The sequence below is a fragment of the Pseudomonas sp. PH1b genome (assembly GCF_000633395.1).
Taxonomy (GTDB): Bacteria; Pseudomonadota; Gammaproteobacteria; order Pseudomonadales; family Pseudomonadaceae; genus Aquipseudomonas.
Map to the genome: position 1 here is coordinate 1 of NZ_AYMU01000059.1, position 1,420 is coordinate 1,420.

1 protein-coding gene is annotated in these 1,420 nt (G+C 48.3%); it reads right to left on the reverse strand.

Annotated elements, in window-relative coordinates; translation table 11 throughout:
* Nucleotides 1–49: 49 nt before the first annotated feature.
* Complete coding sequence (locus tag U873_RS35695; RefSeq protein ID WP_081818752.1) at nucleotides 50–904, reverse strand: DUF4238 domain-containing protein; 855 nt, start codon at nucleotides 902–904, stop codon at nucleotides 50–52.
* Nucleotides 905–1,420: the final 516 nt, after the last annotated feature.

The window sequence follows — 1,420 nt, forward strand, 5'->3', positions numbered from 1 at the left end:
TTAGTTGAGTTATATTTCAGAAGGAATAATTCCGACAGAGAGGGCACACTCAAAGAACTTTCGGCAGGCTCGCGCCAGTCAGGATTCGGTTGTCTGGGCCTATGAATTCGAATTCATCACTGTGCGCATAAATTTGCCTTGTAGCATTACCGATAATTCGGCTGTTGAAAGCTGCAACCTCCGTGTTTTCTAACGGGATCACTCGCTCGCTTGCCTCATAATCGCCTAGAACAGCGACATCTCTACTCAAAGGGATGAAAACACTAACGTCTCTCAGCGCGAACCCCAAGTCCCAGGCGTCATCAGGTCGATCGGGGTGAGCTATGAGGTTCACTGAGTAATCTGAGGTAATGAACCCGGGGGATCCATTGCTTGCTTGCAGAAAGCGCCATTTGCGCTCCAGTAAACATTGATAAATTTCACCGATGAGACCCAACTCAAAATAGGCATGTTTTGAGCTGTTCATCTGTAGGGCGGCTAAAGCTTCCGGTGAATTTAAAGCCTCAGTTCCCAATGCTGAAGCAATTAGAACTTGGTTGAGGGGCTGAATGGTGCTTTCTAAACGCTGCCTATCATGAGGATTTCTCGCGGCAAAAAGCGAAAAAAGGAGCAATGCCGCCTCACGATCTACGGTGTTTGAAAAGCTGCAGCTCTTAACCACTCTGGTGAGGGCTGCAATCCCAGGCGCCTCGATTTTATTGGCGTAGGATCTCTCGAGTAGATTGGGATCTGGATGATCATGTATTCGATTGAAGTGATCCTCCCCAGCGACATTTTTTACGCTTTGTGGAAAACCTTTTTTCACGACAAGATCAACGCAGTGAACGACATCGTGCTTACCTGGCTTCGCAAAACCTCTCAGATATCCGGCCGAAACATAGTGGTGATAGATCGCTTCGCTCATGTCAGACTCATCTTCATTACCATTCGATTTGTTGAAGGTAACTCATGCACCTGATTTTCGCGCCCGCGAAAAACGCAGGCAGGAGACAGTGCTTGGCTTCAAATCTGACCGGCAGAGCCCCCCAGCCCCACATATAATAATTCGCATAATGTATATTATGTTAAATAATATGCTATGTCAGATGTGTTCATGAGGTGTCCAATCCCACATACCTCCGGTCACCCCCCCATAAACCCCCGTTTCCCAGAAATCCAAAGACTGGCGCCGCAAAGACTTTGAGAACTACGCAGAGTTTGTGCTCAACCCGCCAAAAGCTTGGACTGTGTACGGCAAACAGGCTCGCTTCGTGCAGGAACCCGGCGTCGCATTTGAGGGTTGGTCTATAAACCCAATCTGGCGCCCGTTCCTTGATTCCAGATCAATTGGTGATGATGGCGAAATCGAGAAAAATGTCTGGAAGCGAGAGATTCGCTGCGCGACGCAGTTTCTGGATTTTTGAATCGCCCCGGATTCTCT

Coding starts and splice junctions, on each gene's coding strand:
- U873_RS35695 (WP_081818752.1), bottom strand. CDS start 904: ATGAGCGAAGCGATCTATCACCACTATGTTTCGGCCGGATATCTGAGA.